18 protein-coding genes are annotated in these 18425 nt (G+C 73.5%); 13 read left to right on the top strand and 5 right to left on the bottom strand.

Going from position 1 to position 18425, the window contains the following annotated elements; genetic code table 11:
• Window positions 1-2 precede the first annotated feature (2 nt).
• From ACA514_RS06010 to ACA514_RS05975, 8 genes are all read left to right on the top strand, one after another.
• A complete protein-coding gene (locus tag ACA514_RS06010; RefSeq protein ID WP_375039995.1) occupies window positions 3-1844 on the top strand; it encodes a fatty acyl-AMP ligase in 1842 nt (613 codons plus the stop codon).
• Window positions 1845-1903: 59 nt separating this feature from the next.
• Window positions 1904-2485, top strand: a complete 582-nt coding sequence (locus ACA514_RS06005) for a PadR family transcriptional regulator (RefSeq protein ID WP_375039994.1) — start codon at window positions 1904-1906, stop codon at window positions 2483-2485.
• A gap of 204 nt (window positions 2486-2689) precedes the next feature.
• Entirely contained in the window at window positions 2690-3202 is a 513-nt protein-coding gene (locus ACA514_RS06000) for an ATP-binding protein (RefSeq protein ID WP_375039993.1), read from the top strand.
• A gap of 120 nt (window positions 3203-3322) precedes the next feature.
• Entirely contained in the window at window positions 3323-3670 is a 348-nt protein-coding gene (locus ACA514_RS05995; RefSeq protein WP_344267922.1) for a hypothetical protein, read from the top strand.
• Between the two features lie 150 nt (window positions 3671-3820).
• The gene (locus ACA514_RS05990; RefSeq protein WP_375039992.1) at window positions 3821-6556 is read left to right on the top strand and encodes a nitrate- and nitrite sensing domain-containing protein; all 2736 of its coding nucleotides are present in this window, start codon (window positions 3821-3823) and stop codon (window positions 6554-6556) included.
• Complete coding sequence (locus tag ACA514_RS05985; protein ID WP_375039991.1) at window positions 6553-6972, top strand: roadblock/LC7 domain-containing protein; 420 nt, start codon at window positions 6553-6555, stop codon at window positions 6970-6972. Before ACA514_RS05990 ends, ACA514_RS05985 begins: the two co-directional genes overlap by 4 nt.
• Before the next feature lie 243 nt (window positions 6973-7215).
• Window positions 7216-7599, top strand: a complete 384-nt coding sequence (locus tag ACA514_RS05980; RefSeq protein ID WP_375039990.1) for a DUF742 domain-containing protein — start codon at window positions 7216-7218, stop codon at window positions 7597-7599.
• Window positions 7580-8269 (top strand): ATP/GTP-binding protein, encoded by a 690-nt coding sequence (locus tag ACA514_RS05975; protein ID WP_375039989.1) that lies wholly within the window; start codon window positions 7580-7582, stop codon window positions 8267-8269. Before ACA514_RS05980 ends, ACA514_RS05975 begins: the two co-directional genes overlap by 20 nt.
• Window positions 8270-8288: 19 nt before the next feature.
• Here the strand turns inward: ACA514_RS05975 and ACA514_RS05970 are convergent, their stop codons facing one another.
• Entirely contained in the window at window positions 8289-8804 is a 516-nt protein-coding gene (locus tag ACA514_RS05970) for a winged helix-turn-helix transcriptional regulator (RefSeq protein WP_375039988.1), read from the bottom strand.
• Between the two features lie 67 nt (window positions 8805-8871).
• On the opposite strand from ACA514_RS05970, the gene ACA514_RS05965 reads away from it, so the two are divergent.
• A complete protein-coding gene (locus tag ACA514_RS05965; RefSeq protein ID WP_375039987.1) occupies window positions 8872-10293 on the top strand; it encodes an MFS transporter in 1422 nt (473 codons plus the stop codon).
• Window positions 10294-10513: 220 nt separating this feature from the next.
• Here the strand turns inward: ACA514_RS05965 and ACA514_RS05960 are convergent, their stop codons facing one another.
• Window positions 10514-10957, bottom strand: coding sequence for a MarR family winged helix-turn-helix transcriptional regulator (locus ACA514_RS05960; RefSeq protein ID WP_375039986.1), 444 nt, complete (start codon window positions 10955-10957; stop codon window positions 10514-10516).
• 73 nt (window positions 10958-11030) lie between these two features.
• Here ACA514_RS05960 and ACA514_RS05955 point away from each other — a divergent pair, with 73 nt between their 5' ends.
• Window positions 11031-11480: an HIT family protein gene (locus ACA514_RS05955; RefSeq protein WP_375039985.1), complete on the top strand. Its 450-nt coding sequence runs from the start codon at window positions 11031-11033 to the stop codon at window positions 11478-11480.
• A gap of 64 nt (window positions 11481-11544) precedes the next feature.
• Window positions 11545-11709, top strand: a complete 165-nt coding sequence (gene rpmG, locus ACA514_RS05950; RefSeq protein WP_190854668.1) for a 50S ribosomal protein L33 — start codon at window positions 11545-11547, stop codon at window positions 11707-11709.
• Between the two features lie 29 nt (window positions 11710-11738).
• Here the strand turns inward: rpmG and ACA514_RS05945 are convergent, their stop codons facing one another.
• Window positions 11739-12251, bottom strand: coding sequence for a hypothetical protein (locus ACA514_RS05945; RefSeq protein ID WP_375039984.1), 513 nt, complete (start codon window positions 12249-12251; stop codon window positions 11739-11741).
• A 143-nt stretch (window positions 12252-12394) separates the two neighbouring features.
• A complete protein-coding gene (locus tag ACA514_RS05940; RefSeq protein ID WP_375039983.1) occupies window positions 12395-15874 on the bottom strand; it encodes an indolepyruvate ferredoxin oxidoreductase family protein in 3480 nt (1159 codons plus the stop codon).
• Between the two features lie 137 nt (window positions 15875-16011).
• Here ACA514_RS05940 and ACA514_RS05935 point away from each other — a divergent pair, with 137 nt between their 5' ends.
• The gene (locus ACA514_RS05935; RefSeq protein WP_344267948.1) at window positions 16012-16488 is read left to right on the top strand and encodes an Lrp/AsnC family transcriptional regulator; all 477 of its coding nucleotides are present in this window, start codon (window positions 16012-16014) and stop codon (window positions 16486-16488) included.
• Window positions 16489-16613: 125 nt separating this feature from the next.
• Here the strand turns inward: ACA514_RS05935 and ACA514_RS05930 are convergent, their stop codons facing one another.
• Window positions 16614-17492 (bottom strand): SDR family NAD(P)-dependent oxidoreductase, encoded by an 879-nt coding sequence (locus tag ACA514_RS05930; RefSeq protein WP_375039982.1) that lies wholly within the window; start codon window positions 17490-17492, stop codon window positions 16614-16616.
• 96 nt (window positions 17493-17588) lie between these two features.
• On the opposite strand from ACA514_RS05930, the gene ACA514_RS05925 reads away from it, so the two are divergent.
• Window positions 17589-18152: a TetR/AcrR family transcriptional regulator gene (locus ACA514_RS05925; RefSeq protein ID WP_375039981.1), complete on the top strand. Its 564-nt coding sequence runs from the start codon at window positions 17589-17591 to the stop codon at window positions 18150-18152.
• The last annotated feature ends 273 nt before the right edge of the window (window positions 18153-18425 follow it).

Here is an 18425-nt window from a genome sequence, read left to right as displayed (position 1 = left end):
AGATGCACACCGACTTCGTCTCCCACTTCCGGGAGAACGTGCGGACGCACGGAGACCGCCGGCACTTCACCTTCGTCACCGAGGAGGCCGGGCCCGGACGCTCCTACAAGGAGGACATCCTCGGCTTCGCCGAGCTCGACCGGCGGGCCAGGTCGCTGGCCCGCCGCCTGGAGGCGCGCGGGCTGCGGGACCGGGCCGTCCTGCTGCTGTATCCGGAGGGCCTGGAGTTCATCGCGGCGTTCGTCGGGTGCCTGTACGCGCGGGTCGTGGCCGTCCCGGCGCCGCTTCCGGTGCTGGACGCCGGGCGCTTCGACCGCACCCGCCGGATCATCGCCGACGCCGACATCTCCTGGATCCTCACCGACGGCGCCCACCTGGAGTCGATCGAGGGGTGGCTGAAGGAGGCGGGGCTCGCCGGGAAGGTGCAGTGCCTGGACACCGAGGCCGGTGCGGACGAGGGCGGGTTCGCGGACGCGGGCTCCTGGACGATGCCGGAGTTCGGCCCGGACACGCTCGCCTTCCTGCAGTACACGTCCGGTTCGACGAGCGAGCCGAAGGGCGTGATGGTCACCCACGGGAACCTGGTGTACAACGCCGAGGAGATCAGGCGCCGCATCCAGGGGTCGCCGGAGGCGATCGGCGTCGGGTGGGTGCCGCACTTCCACGACATGGGGCTGGTCGGCCAGTTCCTGGAGCCGCTGTACCTCGGCATGCGCTACGTGCTGACGTCGCCGATCACCTTCATCAAGCGGCCCGTGCTGTGGCTGGAGCTCGTCACCCGGCACCGCGCGACGATCATCGTCGCGCCCAACTTCGGGTACGAGCTGACGCTGCGCCGCGTCACCGACCGGCAGCTGGAGGCGCTGGACCTGTCGTCCTTGCAGACGGTCAAGAACGGCGCCGAACCCGTCCGCGCGGCGACGCTGGAGAGGTGGAACGAGCGGTTCGCGCCCGCCGGGTTCGAACCGCGGATGTGGATGCCGTGCTACGGCATGGCGGAGGCGACGCTGCTCATCAGCGCCGCGCCGTGGGGCTCGGGCCCGGTGATCCGCGACTTCGACGCCGCCGCCCTGACCCGCGACCGCGCCGTGCCGGTGGAGCGGGACGAGGGCACCGGCGGCGACGAGGGCACCGCCGGCGACGGGGTCGCCGGGGAGGGGTCGGTGCGGCGGCTGGTGAGCAGCGGCCGGCCGGTCACCCTGGACGTCCGCGTCGTCGATCCCGACAGCCTGGAGCCGCTGCCGGACGGGCGCGCGGGCGAGATCTGGGTGCGCGGCGGCAGCGTCGCCGCGGGTTACTGGCACAGCCCGGCCGAGACGCGCGCGACGTTCCGGGCGTACACGGCGGGCGGCGAGGGCCCGTTCCTGCGCACCGGCGACCTCGGGTTCGTGGACGGCGGCGAGCTGTTCGTCACCGGCCGCAGCAAGGACCTGATCATCGTCAACGGGCGCAACATCCACGCCCACGACATCGAGGAGACCGCGCAGGCGGCCGATCCCGCCACGCTGGTCGGCGCCGCGTTCGTGCTCGACGGCACGACGACCGCGGACGGCCGGGAGCAGGTCGTCCTCGTTCAGGAGATCAGCACCAGACTCGCGGCGGGGACGCCGCCGGACGAGCTGGCGGGGCGCATCAAGGCCGCCGTCGCCCGCGCGCACGAGCTGCCCGCGCTCAGCGTGGTGCTGACCGGGCGCGGCACGGTCCGGCGCACGACGAGCGGCAAGCTGCGGCGCGGGCCGACCCGGCAGGCGCTGCTGGACGGCGAGGTCGCGGTGCTCGGCGCGGACCTCGAACCGGGCGTCGCGAAATTCGTCCATACTTACCATAGTCAAAAGCATGACTAATCATGTCGTTGTCTGCTAACGTCGGGCATCACCCTGAGTCAAGCAGGGAGAGAAGTCCGATGGCGTTGCGTCACGCGGTCCTGGCGGCGTTGCTCGACGGCGAGTACAGCGGCTACCAGCTGGCCAAGATCTTTGATTTGTCGGTCTCCAACTTCTGGCACGCCGTTCCGCAGCAGCTCTACTCCGAGCTGTCGAGGTTGGAGACCGCCGGCTTGATCAGCGGACGGCAGGTCATCCAGCGGGACCGCCCCAACAAGCGCGTCTACACCGTCACCCGGGCCGGCGTGCAGGAGCTGGAGCGCTTCGCCAGCACGCCGGTGAAACCCGGGACCATCCGCGAGAACATCCTGGTCATGGTGCAGGCCGTCGACCACATCTCGGCGGAGGCGGTGATCGCGCAACTGGAGGAGCGCGCCCGCATGTCCGCCGCGAAGGTCGAGCTGTTCGAGCGCACGCTCGAACGCCTGCGCGGCGACCTGGACGAGGAGAGCTTCCTGCGCAGCGCCACGCCGATCGGCCCCTACCTCACATGCCTGCGGGGCCGCCGGTTCGAGCAGGAACACCACGAGTGGTTCACCAGCACCGCCCGGCTGCTGCGCGCCCGGGCGGGCGCCCACGCCGAAGGGGGCGAGTCGCCGTGACCGGCGTCCGCCGCACGGCTCCGGCCCCTTCGCACGCCGTACCGCCGTACGCATCCGACCCGGTGAAACGGGCCGGGAGACGCGGGGTCCCCCACCGGGGGACCCGGACGGCGATACGGGTATTCACCCCCAGCGACCTCCCCGGCCGGGTGTCAAGGCCGGGCCGGGACGGGCCGCCACGCCTTAGTCAAGGAGGCGTTCCACATGTCGGGCGAACACCGCACCATCGAACTGCCTAGCACCCTGGCCACCCCCCACCACTCCGTCCCCGCCCACGCGCACGGCCTCACCACCATGGAGGGGCCGGACCCCGTCCTGCTCGGCGAGCTGACGCTGCCCGCCGAGCGCGCGTCGGTCCCGCGGGCCCGCGCGTTCGGCCGCGCCGTCCTCGGCTCCGTCGGCGCCGAGCGCGTCCGCGACGACGCCGAGGTCCTGGTCTCCGAGCTGGTCACGGGCGCCGTCCGGCAGGCGGGCGGGCCCGGCTCGCTGCTGGGCCTGCGGCTGCTGCGGGCCGGCACCCGGCTGCGGATCGAGGTCCACGACCGCGGCGCCGCGCTGCCGCACGACAGGCCCGTCGACCTCATGGAGGAGACCGGCCGCGGCTGGTTCCTCGTCGCCGCCCTCGCCGACCGGCACGGCACCGACCTCGCCGCCTCCGGCAAGACGGTCTGGTGCGAGCTGGACGGCTGGCCGCACGACGAGCGGCACGCGCACTGATCCGAGCACCCGCTCACCTCACGGTGCCGCGCCGTGCCGCCCCGCCGCCCCCGGAAGCGGCGGGACCCCGCGCGCGACGGCGCCGGACGGACGCCTGAACCGGCGGCGATGGGGATTGCCATGTCCGTGGAGTACTACCGGTCGGATGGGATACGCGCCACGTCGGACGAGGCCCAACGGCTCCTGCTGGACGTGCGGGCGAGGCTGCTCGCCCAGGACGTCATCCGCGTCGGCGGAGTCGTGGTCGTCGTCTCCACCTGGTTCACCGTGATCGACCTCGGGTTCGCGGCGAACGGGAGGCCCCTGCTCTGGCAGACGATCGTGTCCGACCTGGCGATGCACGCCGACGTCGGGCGCTACAGCACGCGGGAGAAGGCGGCCCGCGGCCATGCCGAGGCGGTGGCGATGATCACCGGGCGGCTGCGCGGCCTGGTCGCCCGCGCGGCGATGGACGAGGCGCGGCCGTGACCGGCCCGCGCCGCGCCCGGCGGGCCCCGGCCCGTGCCCGGCGGGGCGTGCCCCGCCCCGGACGGGCCGCGTCCCGCCCGCACCGACCCGAGTTGAACGAACCCTGCGGCGGGCCGAGACCAGGCCCGACCCCGACGAGTGGGTGATCGGATGGACACCGAAGGCCGGCCGACGGCCCCGCACGCGGCCCCGGCCCGGGAGGAAGACGGCGACGGCTTCGCCGCCGCACACGCCGGCACGGGAGGCGCCGGCAGAAGGAGACGGCGGCCGATCCGCATGCGCATCACCGCGCTGCTGCTCGTCCCGCTGGTCTCCCTGATAGCCCTGTGGGCGTTCGCCGCGAACATCACGCTGGGCGACGCCTTCGACAAGTACGACTTCTCCACCACCTACGAGAAGATCGGGCTGCCGGGCATCACCCTGGTGAGCCAGCTCCAGGCGGAACGTTCCCTGAGCGTCGCCGCGCTGGTCACCGGGCAGCCGCAGTACAGGCAGAAGCTCGGGCAGCAGCGCGCCCGGGTCGACGGCCTCGAGGCCGCCTTCAAGAGGTCGGCGCTGTCCAAGGACGCGCAGGACGCCGCGAAACCCGAGACGAAGCAGCGGCTCACCACCGCCGTCCGGGAACTGGCGAAACTGCCGCAACTGCGCGCCAAGGCCGACTCCGGCCGCACCGAGCCGCTCGACCTCATCAACTCCTACAGCACCGTCCTCGACGACCTCGTCTCCGTGTTCAACGGGTTCGTCTCGGTCGACGACGTCAACATCTTCACCCAGGGCCGCGCGCTGATCAGCCTCGGCAACGCGCGCGCCGCGCTGCTCAAGGAGGACTCGCTGGTCATCTCCGCGATGGCGCGGGGCGGCCGGTTCACCCCCGCCGAGCACGTCGCGTTCGTCCAGTTCGCGGCGCAGGGGCGGCAGGCCTTCGACGCCGGGCTCACCGACCTCAACGCGACCATCCGCGCGCCGCTGCAGCAGCTCGCCCAGTCCGCCGGTTTCCAGCGGTACCGCGCGGCCGAGTCGGCGATCGTGAACGCGCGCGGCGACCGGCTGCCCGCCGAGGCGGGCGACTGGACGGCCACCACCCAGCTGCTCGGGCAGGCGTGGGACCAGCGGGTCACCCAGGCGAGCCTGGCGCTGGACGACATGGCCAAGCCGATCGGCAACCGGATCATCACGCGGCTGGTCGTCGCGGGCGGGTTCGGGCTGCTCGCCGTGATCGCGTCGATCGTCCTGTCGCTGCTGGCCGCGCGCAGCCTCTCCCGCGAGCTGCGCGGGCTGCAGCGCGCCGCCCTCGACCTCGCCACGAACCGGCTGCCCCGCGTCGTGGCGCGGCTGCGGCGCGGCGAGGAGGTGGACGTGGAGGCGGAGGCGCCGCCGCTGGTCATCGGCAAGAGCCGGGAGGTGTCCCGGGTCGGCGACGCCTTCACCCGCGTCCAGCACACCGCGATCGAGACCGCCGTCCGCGAGTCCTACCTGCGGCAGGGCATCAGCCGGGTGTTCCTCAACGTCGCCTGGCGCAGCCAGTCGCTGCTGCACCGGCAGCTGCGGATGCTGGACGAGATGGAGCGCGGCGCCTCCGACCCGAAGGCGCTGGAGGACCTGTTCCGGCTCGACCACCTCACCACCCGCATGCGCCGGCACGCCGAGGGCCTGGTCATTTTGTCCGGGACGTCGCCGGGCCGGGGCTGGAGCAGGCCCGTGCACGTCGAGGACGTGCTGCGCTCGGCGATCTCGGAGGTGGAGGACTACACCCGCGTCGAGGTCGTGGTGCTGTCCGGGCAGGCCGCGGTGATCGGCGAGGCCGTCGCCGACATCGTGCACCTGCTCGCCGAGCTGATCGAGAACGCCACCGTGTTCTCGCCCGCGCCGACGGAGGTGATGGTGCGCGGCGAGATGGGCGCCAACGGGTTCGCGGTCGACATCATCGACCGCGGCATCGGCCTCGACCAGTCCGAACTGGACGCGCTGAACCTGCGGCTGTCGCAGCCGCCGGAGTTCGACCTCGCCGTCACCGACCGGCTCGGGCTGTTCGTCGTCGGGCGGCTCGCCCACCGGCACGGGATCAGGGTCGCGTTGCAGCCCTCCCTGTACGGAGGGGTCAGCGCGGTGGTGCTGATCCCGCGCGAGCTGATCGTCGACGCCGACCAGCCCGACGACGAGGACGACGCGCCCGCCGCGGCGGCGCCCGCCTTCGGCAACGGCGCGATGCCCGCGAACGGCGCGGTGAACGGCATGCGGAACGGGACGGCGAGCCCATGGTCCGGGAACGCCCCGGCGAACGGCACCGCGATGCTGAACGCGCCGACCCCGTACGACGTCGAGGCGCCGCCGGAGCCGCGGGCACCGGACGTCTCCGGACCGTACGAGAGCCCGGTGGCGTTCAACGACGCGCCCGATTTCGTGCCCCGGTCGCCCTACGAGGACACCCCCGGATACGACACGCCGCCGTACGACACGCCGCCGTACGACACGCCGCCGCCGTACGACACGCCGCCGGTCTACGGCACGCCGCCGGCACTGGACGCGACGCAGCCGTTCCACGAGGCCTGGCGCCTGGAGACACCGGGCTCGCCCGCACCGGGCTACGGATCGCACCCCGTCGGGACGCAGGCGTTCGAGGCGCCCGCCTCGTTCGGCGAGGTGCCCGCGGGCGGCGGGCGGGCTCCGCTGCCGCGCCGCGTCCGCGGCGGCAACCTGGCGCCGCAACTGCGCGACACCGACCCGCAGGCGACGCCGCGAACGGCGACGCCCTACCCCGACGACGCGCTCGTCGCCTGGGAGGAGCGGTCGGCGGAGGCGTCCCGCGACCTGTTCGCCGCCCTCCAGTCGGGGTGGCTGCGCGGCCGGGACGAGGACGAGGGACCCGACAGCAGGGAGCAGGCATGAGCCGGCAGGGAGTCACCAACGAGCTGAACTGGCTGCTCGACGATCTCGTCGACCGGGTCCCGCAGGTCCGCAAGGTCGTCGTGCTGTCGCGCGACGGCCTGGTCATGGGCATGTCCCGGGGCGTCGGCCGGGAGGACTCGGAGTACCTCGCGGCGCTCGCCGCCGGGTTCCACAGCCTGGCGATCGGCGCCCGGCCGCAGCTGGACTCCGGCGAGGTCCGGCAGACGATGGTCGAGATGGACAAGGGGCTGTTCTTCATCGTCCCGGCCGGCGCCAACAGCTGCCTGGCGCTGCTCAGCGAGGTCGGGGCGAACGCGGGACTGGTCGCCTACGAGATGACGATGCTGGTCAAACGGGTCGGCAAGCAGCTGTCCACCGGCCTGAGACAGCCGGGCCCGGGGCCCGGATCCGGGTGAGCCGCCATGACCCCCAGCGCACCCGGCGCCCCCCGGGGACCCGCCGGTCCCGGCACCCCCGGGACCGGCGGACCCCCGGGCCCCCGCGGGCCCGGTGCTCCCGCCGCCGGTCCGGGCTTCCCCGGCGACCCCGGGGTCTCCGACGGCTTCGGTTATCCGATCCTCCCGGTCGCCTCCGGCGCGCCGGGCGCCCCCGGCACTCCTGGCGCGTCCGGTCCTCAGGGGGTGGCGGGCGGTTCCGGCGTGCCCGGGCAGGAGCGGTGGATCGACGCCGCAGCCGGTCCCATCGTCCGCCCCTACGCGGTGACCGGCGGCCGGACCCGGCCGCGCGGCGAGCCGCTCGACATCGTGGCGATCCTCGTCGCGACCGGCCGCCCGCCCGCCGAGCCCGGCCGGCTGTCGCGGCACCAGCGGCGGCTGCTCGCGCTGTGCCGCCGCCCGCACGCCCTGGCCGACCTGGCATCCGACCTGGACCTGCCGTTCGGCGTGATCCGGGTGCTGGCCGGCGACCTGGTCGACTCGGGCCTGGTGAGCGTGCAGCGCTGGGCCCCCGCCACCCCGTCCGTCCAGCCGCACAACGACCCGAACCTGCTCAGGAGGGTGCTCGATGAACTCCGCGCGCTCTGATCCCCCGCCCCCGCCCGGCCCGCTCGACGACGGCGAGCACGACGAACGCGACGACGGGCCCCGGGTCGCGTTGAAGATCCTGGTCGCCGGCGGGTTCGGGGTCGGCAAGACGACCCTGGTCGGCGCCGTCAGCGAGATCCGCCCGCTGCGCACCGAGGAGGCGCTGACCGACGCGGGCGCCGCCGTCGACGACCTGGACGGCGTCGCGGCCAAGACCACCACGACCGTGGCGATGGACTTCGGCCGCATCACGCTGCGCGACGGCGTCGCGATCTACCTGTTCGGCACGCCCGGGCAGGAGCGGTTCTGGTTCATGTGGAACGAGCTGTCGCGCGGCGCGCTCGGCGCGGTCGTCCTGGCCGACACGCGGCGGCTGATGGCGAGCTTCGCCTCCATCGACTACTTCGAGCAGAAGGGCACGCCGTTCGTCGTCGCGGTGAACTGCTTCGACGAGGCCGACCGCTACGAGCCGCCGGAGATCCGCTCGGCCCTGGACATCGACCCGCACGTGCCCGTGCTGCTGTGCGACGCGCGGCGCACCGGGTCGGCGAAGCAGGTGCTGGTCACGCTGGTGGAGCACGCGCTGCGGATCGCCGGCGCGGGGCCCGCCCGCGCCCCGTCCGAGCCGGGCCCGCGGCCCTGGCCCGCACCCGCCCGGGCGGAGAACTGACGCCTCCGCCCGGCCCGCCTCAGCCGGGCGGGGTGCGGTAGGCGGGTTCGCCGCCGGGCGGGTCCGACGGCGAACCCATCACGATCTCGTCGACGGCGACGTCGTGGCCGGCGGAGCAGCGGACCTGCGCGGTCACGGCCTCGTCGCAGCCGGCGTGCCGGAGCGCGACCTGCCGGCCCTCGTCGCCCGGCAGGTACGTCTCGCCCCACTCCATGAGGCTGACGAGGGTGGGCGCGAGGTCGAGGCCCATCTTGGTCAGGTGGTACTCGTAGCGGGTGCGCTGGCCGGGCTCCTGATAGGGCTCGCGGACGAGCAGCCCGGCGTTCACCAGATGGCGCAGGCGCGCGGTGACGGCCGACTCGGTCATCTCGAGGTTCCGCACGAAGTCGCCGAACCGGTTCGTCCCGAAGTACGCCTCGCTGAGCACCAGCACCGCCGACGGCGGGCCGAGCGCGGCGAGCGTCCGCGCGACCGGGCAGTTCTGCATCGACCAGGTGTCGCGGTCGGCGAAATGCCCCTCAAGCGTGATCGTCACGCCGCCCACTATAAACCTGCTGACTTCGCTTGACCAAAGTCAGGCGACGGGGTTAGCGTCCCTGACTATGGTGAAACAAAGTCAGGTGCGCCCGGGGCTGCTGCTCGCGGTGCTCTCCGTCGCCTCCTTCATGGCGGGCCTCGACCTGTTCATCGTCAACGTCGCCTTCGACGACATCGGCCGGGACTTCGCCGGGACGTCCCTGGCCGACCTGTCCTGGGTGCTGAACGGCTACGCGATCGTGTTCGCGGCGCTGCTCGTCCCGCTCGGCAGGCTCGCCGACCGCTACGGCCGCAAGGCCGGGCTCGTCCTCGGCCTCACCGTCTTCACCCTCGCCTCCCAGGCCTGCGCCGCCGCCCCGTCGCTGTGGTGGCTGGTCGGCTTCCGCGTCGTCCAGGCCGCCGGCGCGGCAGCGCTCATCCCGACCAGCCTCGGCCTGCTGCTGGCGGCCTTCCCGCCCGGACGCCGCGCCGGCGCGGTGCGGATCTGGTCCGCCGCGTCCGCGCTCGCCGCCGCCGCCGGGCCCGCCGTCGGCGGGGTGCTGGTCGACTCGTCCTGGCGCTGGGTGTTCGAGGTGAACGTGCCGATCGGCCTGCTCGCGATCGTCCTGGCGCTGCGGTTCGTGCCCGACAGCCGGGACGGCGCGGCGGCCCGCGTCCCCGACCTGCCCGGCGCCGCCGTGCTGACCGGCGCGATCGCGCTGCTCGCACTCGGCCTGGTGAAGATCAACGACTGGCCGGGGCAGCGCACCGCCATCGTGGTGGGCACGGCGCTGATCGCCCTCTGCTTCTTCTGGGCCCGCTCCCGGCGGCACCCCGCGCCCGTGATCGAGCCGGCGCTGCTGGGCGTCCGCACCTTCGCCTGGTCGAACGCCGCGATCCTGCTGTTCACCGTCGCGTTCGCCGCGTACCTGCTGCTCGGCGTGCTGTGGATGCAGCAGGTCTGGCACTACTCCCCGGTGCGCACCGGCCTCGGCGTCGCCCCCGGGCCGCTGATGGTCCCGGTCATGGCGCTGATCGCCGGGAAGATGGCCGCCCGCCGCGTCCCGGTCGGCCTGATCACCGCCGTCGGCTGCATGCTCTGCGCGTTCGGCGTCGTCATGATCGCCAACAGCCTCGGCTCGGAACCCGCCTACGCCTCCGAACTGCTCCCCGGCTGGCTCGTCGGCGGCACCGGCGTCGGCCTGGCCCTCCCCACCATCCTGTCCGCCGCCGCCGCGGACCTGCCCGACCACCGGTTCGCGACGGGCAGCGCCGTCGTGAACATGAGCCGGCAGATCGGCACCGTCCTCGGCGTCAGCCTCACCGTCGCCGTCCTCGGCACTCCGCACGGCTACGCCGGCGCCCACCGCGCCTACGTGCACGCCTGGCTGGTGGTCGGCGCGTTCATGGTCATCGCCGCGATCGCCGCCCTCGGCATGACCCCGCGCCGCCACCGCTCCGTCGTCCCCGTCCCCGACACCGAGAAGGAAGTGGTCGCCGGAACCTAACCCCCTGCTTGACACAGCCATCTGCTTGACACAGCCATCTCGCCGACCCCTTGACATCGGCGAGACGAGGGTACGGACGAAACCTTGACCCGGACCGCCAGCGGCCCGGTTCGTCCCCCGCCCCACCACATGATGGGCGTTCCGGTCCGGACGGGACGCCCATCGTGCTGTCCCGGCCGCGCTTCCGTGTCGCCGCTCTGGTCTCGCGGTAGCCGGGCCGCTACCCGGCCTGTGGGCCCTCCAGGTGCTTCAGCTCGGCGCTCAGCCGGTCCAGGATCGGCGCGAGACTGCGCAGCTCCGCCAGGTGCAGCCGCGTCAGGTCCGCCAGCACGCGGTCGGCCTCGGCCGTCAGCGACACCCGGATCACCCGGTTGTCCTCGGGGTCGCGTCCGCGCCGCACCAGGCCCGCCCGCTCCGCCCGGTCGATCAGCTCCACCGTGCTGTGGTGCCGCAGCAGCAGGTATCCGGCCAGCTCGCCCACCGTCGGCGCCTGCCGCGGGCCGTGTCCCTTGACCGCCAGCAGCAGCTGGTGCTGCGCGGGCGTCAGCCCCGCCTCCCGCACGCGCGTCTCGCTCCACCGCAGGTAGCGGCGCAGTCCGGTCCGGAAGGCCAACAGGGACGCGAAGTCCTCCTGGCTCAGCTCGTCCAACGGCCCCCCGTCCACACGCCGAGTTTATGACCCCATCCCGGCCCACCACGGCCCGCGCCTGCCGGCCGACGTCCCTAGTATCGGTGGCATGGTGCAGCACGCCGGATGCTTGGTCTGCGACCTCAACTCCCGCATGGAATCGCTGCCGCCCCGCGAGGTCGTCGCGTTCGATGAGCACTGGCGGGTGTCGCACGCGTTCGGCACCGGCACACCCGGATGGCTCGTGCTCGCGCCGCGCCGGCACGTCACGGCCATTGCCGAGCTGAGCGACGGGGAGGCCGCCGCACTGGGGGCCTGGCAGGTGAAGCTGTCGAGGGCGCTGCACGCCGTCACGGGATGCCGCAAGACCTACGTCGCGCAGTTCGCCGAGGCCGAGGGGTTCGCGCACGTCCACTTCCACATCGTCCCGCGCATGGGGGATCTGCCGGCCGGTCTGCGTGGGCCTCGGGTGTTCGCGTTGCTTGGGCGTCCGCCGGAGGACGATCTCAGCGAGGCCCGGCGGGACGAGTTGGCGCTGGCGATCCGCGACCAGCTGTGACCATCGGGATTAATCCCCGGGAGGAAACGGTTATCGCTCTCGTTTTCTACGGAGGAGGTTCACGATGGCACGAAACGATGTCCGGCCGGTGGTGAAGCTGCGGTCGACCGCGGGGAGCGGACACACCTACGTGACCCGCAAGAACCGCAGGAACGACCCCGACCGGCTGGTACTGCGCAAGTACGACCCGGTCGAGCGCGCGCACGTGCTGTACCGCGAAGAGCGCTGAGCCGCCGCCGCGTCCTCGGTGGGCGACCGTCAGGGCGGGGCGGTGCGGGCGAGGATGCGGCGCAGTTCGGTCGCGCGGCGGGCGGTGATGGCGCCCTCGCGGGTCCGGGTGGAGATCTTGTGCTGGAGGGCGGTGACGTCGGCGTCGGGGTGCGGGTGGGCGAGCATGCCCTGGATGACGTTGGTGAGGTCGGCGCCCACGTCCGCGCGGACGTCCCCGGCCGCGACGCCCTGACCCACCGCGAACCGCAGCCGGAGCAGCGCCTGGCGGAGCGGCACGGACGGCACCGGGTCGGGGGTCTCCTCCGTGCGGAGCGTCGGACGCGTCGTCGTCTGGACGGCGGGCGAGGCGGCCTGGAGGGGGAGGAGCCGGCCGGGTGGGCGGTCCGGGCCGGTGAGCGTGTCGCCGAGCCCGAGGACGAGCGTGCCGGCGGCGGCGATCGTCGCCACGACGCCGGCGAAGGCGAGCCAGAGGAACGAGGACCGGCGCCGCGTCCGCGGCAGGGTGGCGCGCCACTCGCTCCCCGCCGACTCGGCAGCCATGCGTCCTCCTGGTCGAGCGGCACCGGCCGCTCCATGTCGAGGAGTACGCCGCCCGCCCGCACGGCGGTTCGACGGCGGCGGGGGAGGGAACCGGCCGCGGCCCGCGCCACGTCGTTGGGGTGCGGGCCGCGGCCGGCCGGTCTCTAGCCGCGCACGGCGAGTGGCTGCTCCGCGCGCCAGGTGGCCAGGAGGTCGCGCAGCTCGCCGTGGTAGCGGGTGATGTTGGCGGTCTTGACGTCCTCGTAGCCGCGGATCATGTCGGGCAGTTCGGCGATCTCGACGGCGAGGGCGTGGTTGTCCTTGTCGAGACCGGTGACCAGTTCGTCCACGACCGCGAGGTACTCGGTGACCAGGCGGCGTTCGGCGCGGCGCTGGGCGGTGGCGCCGAACGGGTCGAACGGGGTCCCGCGCAGGCGGCGCATCGCGCGCAGCGCGTGGAACGCGGGGCGGGCCGTCCGGCCGAGCGCGATCTTGCGGTCCACGCCGATGGCGCGCAGCAGCGGCGGGTGCAGCATGTACCGGACGGTGGCGCCCGCGCCGAACTGCTCCTCGACCTGCCGGGTGAGCGCGGGGTCGAGGTGGAGGCGCGCGACCTCGTACTCGTCCTTGTAGGCCATCAGCTTGTGCAGGTGGCGGGCGACCGCGACGGCGAGCCGCTGACCGGACGCGACGGCGTCCCGTTCGGCGGCGGCGACGCGCAGGACCGTGTCCAGGTACCGCTTGGCGAGCGCGAGGTCCTGGTAGGCGGCGAGGTCGGGGACGCGGATCCGCAGCACGCGGGCCAGTTCGTCGTCCGTCCCGGAGGCGTCGACGAGATTCATCGCGGCGGGCGCGTCCGCGGTGAGGGGCCGCTGGACGGGTATGGCCGCGGCCGGCTCGGCCCAGCCGGGTTCCAGGACGAGCCGGCGGCCCGCCCGGAACGCCTGCACGTTCGCCTCGACCTGGACGCCGTTGAGCGCGAGCGCCTCCTCGATCGCGCGCGCGGACAGTGGCAGCAGCCCGGCCTGGTAGGCGGCGCCGACGACGACGAAGTTCGCCGTGGTGGTGCCGCCGAACCAGCGTTCGGCCAGGTCCAGGGCGTCGAGCGCGACGAGCCGGGCGCCGTCGGTGCGGGCGGCGATCTGCTTGACCAGGGACGCGCTCGGCGGCGGCGAGACGGTCACGTCGGTGATCATCCGGCCGGTCGGGACCTCGCTGGTGGACACGACGGCGGCGGTGCGGCCGGGCGCGCAGCGGCGCAGGTTGGCCTCGGACGTGGCGGCGAGCGCGTCGAACGCCAGGTAGGCGTCGGCGCCGCCGTCCCCGATCATGCCGGGGCGCTCGGCCGGTGCGGCACCGATCCGCAGGTGCGAGACGACCGCGCCGGCCTTCTGGCTGAGCCCGGTCTGGTCGAGCGCGCGGGCGTGCCGGCCGTCCAGCAGCGCGGCGGTCGCGAGGACCTGGTTGACGGTGACGACACCGGTGCCGCCGATGCCGACGAGCAGGACGTCCGCCGCGTCGGGCCGGGCCGCGGGCTCCGCCAGGTCGCCGATCTCCGGCAGCGACGGCGCGGCGGCCTTCTTCCCGCCGGGGATCACGGTGACGAACGACGGGCAGTCGCCGTCCACGCAGGAGTAGTCCTTGTTGCAGGACGTCTGGTTGATCTGCGTCTTGCGGCCGAACTCGGTCTCGACCGGCTCGACGCTGAGGCAGTTGGACTTGGTGCCGCAGTCGCCGCAGCCCTCGCAGACCGCCTCGTTGATCACCACGCGGGTCTGCGGGTCGGGGACGAGGCCGCGCTTGCGCTTGCGGCGGGTCTCCGCCGCGCACGCCTGGTCGTAGAGCAGGACGGTCACGCCGGGGATCTCGCGCAGCTCCCGCTGGACGGCGTCGAGGTCGTCGCGGTGCCGGATCCGGACGCCGGGCGCCCAGTCCGTCCCGCGCGGGTAGCGGGACGGGTCGTCCGCCACGACGACGATCTTCGCGACGCCCTCGGCGTGCAGCATGCGGGTGATGGACGCGGGGTCGGTGCCGCCGTCGGCGTCCTGCCCGCCGGTCATCGCGACGGCCGCGTTGTAGAGAAGCTTGAAGGTGATGTTCGTGCCGGCGGCGACGGCCTGCCGGACCGCGAGGCTGCCGGAGTGGAAGAACGTCCCGTCGCCGAGGTTCTGGAACATGTGCCCGGTGCCGGTGAACGGCGCCGCGCCGACCCACATCGCGCCCTCGCCGCCCATCTGGCTGGTGCCGATGCTGCGGTCCTGGAAGACGGTCATGACGTGGCAGCCGATGCCGCTCGCCGCCATCGACCCGTCCGGGACGACCGTCGACCGGTTGTGCGGGCAGCCGGAGCAGAAGTACGGGGTGCGGGCGGGCGCGAGGAGGTTGATGCTCGGCTTGCGCGGGCGCAGGGCCGGGTCGCGCAGGTCGACGTGCTCCTCGCCGACGCGGTCCGCGAGCAGGCGGGCGAGCGCCTTGACGATCCGGTCGGCGGTGAGGCCGCCGTCGGCGGGGACGAGCGGCGCGCCGTCGGGACCGTTCTTGCCGAGCACCGCGGGCCGCTCCGGCGCGTCGTACAGCAGGTCGCGGATCTGCGTCTCGACGAACGCGCGCTTCTCCTCCACGACGACGATCTCGCGCAGGCCGGTCGCGAACTCGCGGAGCCGCGCCGGGTCGAGCGGGTGGATCAGCGCGAGCCTGAGCAGCCGGACGCCGCGCCGGGCGAGCGCCTCGTCGTCCAGGCCCAGCCGGTCGAGGGCTTCGCGCAGCTCAAGGTAGGTGCGTCCGGACGCGACGAGGCCGACGGCCGCTTCGCCCGTGGCGCCTTCGATGACGTCCAGGCCGTTCGCCGACGCGTACGCCGTCGCGGCGCGCAGCCGTCCGTGCAGGACCTCGGCTTCGAGCGAGGTCGTGTCCTTCAGGTCGACGCCGGGGCGCCGGGTCGGCTTCCAGGGGCGGCCGCGCCACTCGAGCTCGGGGACGACCGGGACCGGGACGGGAGCGACGTCCACGACTTCCAGCGAGTCGGCGACGTCCGTGACGAGCTTGAACCCCGTCCACGCGCCGCTGAACCGGGACATCTCGAACCCGTGCCGGCCGAGCCGCAGCACGTCGGTGATCGACCCCGGCGCCAGCACCGGCATGAACGCCTCGGCGAGCGCGCCCTCCGTCGCCGACGGCAGCGTCGAGGACTTGCAGGACGGGTCGTCGCCCACCACCGCGAGCACCCCGCCGCGCTCGGACGTGCCGAGCCAGTTCGCGTGCTTGAACGCGTCCAGTGAGCGGTCCACGCCGGGCGCCTTGCCGTACCAGAGGCCGAAGACGCCCTGGTAGCGCGGGTCCGGCAGGTGGTCGACCAGCTGCGACCCGTACACCGCCGTGGCCGCCAGCTCCTCGTTCACGCCCGGGATGAACCGGATGTCATGGTCGCCCAGGAGCTTCGCCTCGCGCATCAGCTGCTGGTCGAGCCCGCCGAGCGGGGACCCCCGGTACCCGGACACGAACCCGGCGGTCGCCCAGCCGCGCCGGGCGTCCGCCCGCCGCTGGTCGAGCAGCAGCCGGACCAGCGCCTGGACGCCGCCCAGCGCGATCCGGCCACGCTCCAGCTCCAGGCGGTCGCGGAGCGCGGACGTCGAGGTACCGGTCATGATGCGTGCCCCTCTCCCGGCGGTCGGGCTGTTCAGCCACATTCAGCACGCTGCACTGAGCGGAGTGCAAGATGGCGGAGCCATAATTGAGCGGATTGCTCAAGTCAGAATCGGGTTACCTGCCGGAGGTGAGCGTTGTGACGCGTGTCGCACTCCTCGACATCCAGATCCTGCGCCGGCTGGTCGACCAGCCCCGCATCGGCATCACCGAGCTCGCCGCCAAGCTCGGCATCGCCCGCAACACCGCGCACGCCCGCGTCGAGCGGCTGGAACGCGACGGCGTCATCGGGCACCGCGGCCGGGAGGTCGACCTCGGCGCGCTGGGCTTCGAGCTCACCGCGTTCGTCACCCTGGAGGTCGCGCAGGGGCGGCTCCGGGAGGCCGCCCAGGCGCTCGCCGCGATCCCGCGCGTGCTGGAGGTCCTCGGCATCACCGGCCAGGGCGACCTGCTGGTGCGCGCGGTCGCCCCGAACGGCAAGCAGTTGCACGAGGTGATCGACTCGATCCTGGCCTGCCCCGGCGTCCGCCGCAGCACGACCTCGATCGTCCTCACCGAGCAGGTCCCGTTCCGGCTCGGCCCGCTCCTGGAGGACGAGGAGCGCCGCGCCCGCTGAGCCGCCGGTCAGCCGGGGGATCAGCTCGGGGATTAGCCGGGCGATCAGCCGGTGGGTCAGCCGGTGGGTCAGCCGCGTCCGAGCGGATCAGCTGGGTGCGAGCGGATCAGCTGGGTGCGAGCGGATCAGCTGCGGCCGAGCGGGTCGAGGTGGGCGGCGGTCGCCTCGTCCGCGGTCGTCGACTCGCTGAGCCCGCGCCACCGCTCGTCCTCGGCGAGCAGGGCGCGCCCCGCCGCGGTCGCGTAGGTGTAGGCGTCCACACCGGCGAGCAGGCGCAGCGGCGGGTCGTCCAGCGCGACGACGTCGAGGACGAGCCGGGCGACCTTGGCGGGATCGCTGGCCGACGTGACGCTGCCGTCGCCGTGCCGGGCCGCCATCGCCCCGACGGTCTCGGCGTATTCGGGACGCACCGGGTCGATGCGCATGGACGATCCCGCCCAGTCGGTGCGCATCCCCCCGGGCTCCAGCACGGTCACCTTGATGCCCAGCGGCGCGACCTCGGCGGCGAGCACCGAGGAGAACCCGCCGACGGCCCACTTCGCGGACTGGTAGGCCGCCAGCCCCGGGGTGGCGAGCCGGCCGCCCACCGAGGAGATCTGGACGATCCGTCCGGCGCGCTGCTCGCGCATCACCGGCAGCGCCGCCTGCGTCATCCGCACCACCCCGAACAGGTTGGTGTCGACCTGGGCGCGGAAGTCGTCGAAGTCGGCGTCCTCGATCGCGGCGACATTGGCGTAACCGGCGTTGTTGACCAGCACGTCCAGCCGGCCGAACCGCGACACCGCAGTCCGCACGGCTTCCTCGGCGGCCTGCCGGTCGGTCACGTCGAGCGGCACGACCGCGAGCCGGTCGCCGTGCTCGGTGACGAGGTCGTCCAGGGCGGAGGGGTTGCGGACTCCCGCGACGACGCGGTGGCCGCCCTCCAGCGCGGCCCGGGTGATCTCCCGCCCGAGACCGCGGGAGGCTCCGGTGATCAGGAAGGACAGGGTGGGTGCAGTGGACATGATCGACGCTCCTACTAACTAACTGGTTGATTAGTTCAAGGAAACCTCGTTCCGGCGCAGATGTCAACTGAACGGTTAGTTGATAGGGTGCGGTGCATGGCACGGGACGCGGACGCCACGCGGCGACGGCTGCTGGAGGCGGCGCGGCAGGAATTCGCCGCGCACGGCATCGCCGGAGCCCGCGTCGACCGGATAGCGGCCGCCGCCCGCAGCAACAAGGCGCAGATCTACCACTACTTCGGCAGCAAGGACGGCCTGTTCGACGCCGTCTTCGACGCCATGGTCCAGGAGACGCTCGACGACGTCCCCATCGACGCCGCGAACCTCCCCGAGTACGCAGGCCGCCTCTACGACTCCTACCGGAAGCGCCCCTGGGTGCAGCGCATCGCGACCTGGTACCGCCTGGAACGCGCCGGTTCTTCCGACCTTCTACCCGCCGTCGTGGCCAGTAACACCGCGAAGGTCCAGGCCATCGCCGCCGCCCAGGCCGAGGGCGCCCTTCCCGACCGGTTCTCCGCTCCCGAACTCCTCGGCCTCGTCATCCACCTGTCCAGCCTGTGGAGCGGGAGCATGCCCGAGTTCCTGGTGCTCATGGAGGACGACTCGCCGGCCAGGCGCCGTCAGCTCGTCGTCGACGCGGTGACCGCCCTCCTGGCCTGAGCCGCGGGCCCTGGCCCGTGATGGGCGTGGCCTGCGGATGGCCGTGGTCTGTGATGGCCGTGGTCCGCGATGGAGGTGGTCATGACGCGGCGCGGCGGTCCTCGGTCGGTGTCGGGTCCGGAAGGACGGAGCTCGATGCCCGGCGCCGCCGGCCTGCTGCGGTCGATGCTCACCCGTCCGGAGGCCGCTCACGGGTTCTGGTCCGCCTCCCGCACCTGCAAGGACCGGATCGGCGAGGCCGTCCCCTGACGACGAGGGCGACCTGCGGACCGC

The organism is Actinomadura sp. NTSP31 (genome assembly GCF_041951385.1).
Taxonomy (GTDB): domain Bacteria; phylum Actinomycetota; class Actinomycetes; order Streptosporangiales; family Streptosporangiaceae; genus Spirillospora; species Spirillospora napierensis.
The sequence above is the reverse complement of the archived record's forward strand: the minus strand, read 5'-3'. Positions and strand labels throughout refer to the sequence as shown.

Coding starts and splice junctions, on each gene's coding strand:
- ACA514_RS06010 (WP_375039995.1), top strand. CDS start 3: ATGCACACCGACTTCGTCTCCCACTTCCGGGAGAACGTGCGGACGCAC.
- ACA514_RS06005 (WP_375039994.1), top strand. CDS start 1,904: ATGGCGTTGCGTCACGCGGTCCTGGCGGCGTTGCTCGACGGCGAGTAC.
- ACA514_RS06000 (WP_375039993.1), top strand. CDS start 2,690: ATGTCGGGCGAACACCGCACCATCGAACTGCCTAGCACCCTGGCCACC.
- ACA514_RS05995 (WP_344267922.1), top strand. CDS start 3,323: ATGTCCGTGGAGTACTACCGGTCGGATGGGATACGCGCCACGTCGGAC.
- ACA514_RS05990 (WP_375039992.1), top strand. CDS start 3,821: ATGGACACCGAAGGCCGGCCGACGGCCCCGCACGCGGCCCCGGCCCGG.
- ACA514_RS05985 (WP_375039991.1), top strand. CDS start 6,553: ATGAGCCGGCAGGGAGTCACCAACGAGCTGAACTGGCTGCTCGACGAT.
- ACA514_RS05975 (WP_375039989.1), top strand. CDS start 7,580: ATGAACTCCGCGCGCTCTGATCCCCCGCCCCCGCCCGGCCCGCTCGAC.
- ACA514_RS05965 (WP_375039987.1), top strand. CDS start 8,872: ATGGTGAAACAAAGTCAGGTGCGCCCGGGGCTGCTGCTCGCGGTGCTC.
- ACA514_RS05955 (WP_375039985.1), top strand. CDS start 11,031: ATGGTGCAGCACGCCGGATGCTTGGTCTGCGACCTCAACTCCCGCATG.
- rpmG (WP_190854668.1), top strand. CDS start 11,545: ATGGCACGAAACGATGTCCGGCCGGTGGTGAAGCTGCGGTCGACCGCG.
- ACA514_RS05945 (WP_375039984.1), bottom strand. CDS start 12,251: ATGGCTGCCGAGTCGGCGGGGAGCGAGTGGCGCGCCACCCTGCCGCGG.
- ACA514_RS05940 (WP_375039983.1), bottom strand. CDS start 15,874: ATGACCGGTACCTCGACGTCCGCGCTCCGCGACCGCCTGGAGCTGGAG.
- ACA514_RS05930 (WP_375039982.1), bottom strand. CDS start 17,492: ATGTCCACTGCACCCACCCTGTCCTTCCTGATCACCGGAGCCTCCCGC.
- ACA514_RS05925 (WP_375039981.1), top strand. CDS start 17,589: ATGGCACGGGACGCGGACGCCACGCGGCGACGGCTGCTGGAGGCGGCG.